This is a genomic window from Oscillibacter sp. (genome assembly GCF_031978065.1).
In the GTDB taxonomy this organism is placed as follows: domain Bacteria; phylum Bacillota; class Clostridia; order Oscillospirales; family Oscillospiraceae; genus Oscillibacter.
In genome coordinates, this window is sequence record NZ_DALZCH010000206.1 from 1 (window position 1) to 1,348 (window position 1,348).

Here is a 1,348-nt window from a genome sequence, read left to right on the forward strand (position 1 = left end):
GCCCCCTCCCGCTCCGCCCGCAGAGCGGCAAGATGGGACTTCCGTGCGCTGACCGATTCGCTCAGCTCTCCCGCACGGGCCAAAAGCTCTGTCTGCCCGGAAAACTGCTCGTCCGCCTTTGCCCGTAGGGCCGCGGCCTCGGCCTCCGCGGCGGCAATATCCGCCGCCGCCTTTGCCCCCCGGCTGTCGCACTCCGCCCGACGACCGGCACGAGCCTCCCACTCGCCCTCCAAATTTTCAAGGCTTGCGCGCAGGCTTTGCAGCAGGATGTCAAAGTGGCTCTGCCGCCCCTCCAGACGAAGGACCTCGTCCTCCGCCGCTCGCTGCTGGCCCTGCGCCGTCTCCAGCTCGTACCGGGCCTTTTCCAGTTCACGGTTCAGCTCCTCCGCCTCTATCTTCGCCTCAGCCAGGCGGCGGTTCATCGTCTCCGCCTTGCCGTGGAGCTCCTTCAGCTCCGCCGCCCGGCTCAAAACGCCCGCGCTGCGGCTGACGCTGCCGCCGGTCATGGAGCCGCCCCGGTTCATCACCTGTCCGTCCAACGTGACAATCCGAAAACGGTTTCCATACTTCCGGGCCATGGCGATGCCGCAGTCTAAATCCTCCGCCACCACCGTGCGGCCCAGAAGATTTTTGAAAACACCCGCATACTGCGGGTCGTATTCCACCAGCCCGGAAGCAAGGCCCACGTAACCGTATTCCCGCTCCAGACCGTTTTCCCGCAGCTCGTCGCCCCGGATGGCGGACAGGGGCAGGAAGGTGGCTCGTCCCGCGTCTCTCTGCTTTAAAAAGCCGATGGCAGCCTTCGCGTCCTCTTCCCGGTCCACCACAATGTTCTGAAGACCCGCGCCCAAAGCAATTTCGATAGCCACGGAGTATTTCCGTTCCACGCTCATCAATCCCGCCACCGGCCCGCGAATCCCACGCAGACTGCTTTGCGCCTGACAGACCAGACGGACAGCCTTGGAAAAGCCCTCGTACTCCTTTTCCATCTCCGTCAGCAGCCGGATGCGGTTGTCCAGCGCCCCGGCGTCCATGGTCAGCTTGTTTGCTTTTTCCACCGCTTCCCCGGCTTTGCGCTGCCGCTCCTCCATTTTCATGGAGTGGCCCGCGATGATGTTGGCAACGGCCCCGGCCTCGTCCCGGGCGTCCTCCAGCGCGCGGCGATTGGTCTTCGCCTCGCCGCCCGTCTGGTCCAGCCGTTCCCGGGCGCTTGTCAGCTCTGTTTCCGAAGCGGCCCGGCGCTCTGAAATCTGGGCCCGCTCCGCAGCCGCAGCCGATGCCTCTGCCCGCGCGTCCGCAGCGGCGGACACCGCCAGCGTCCCCTTAGCCCGCAGTCGCTCCGCCTCCC

1 pseudogene is annotated in these 1,348 nt (G+C 65.9%); it reads right to left on the reverse strand.

The annotated features are described in order from the left end of the window. Nucleotides 1–1,348 (reverse strand): annotated as a pseudogene (locus RTK01_RS16740) (chromosome segregation protein SMC); the annotation flags it as partial.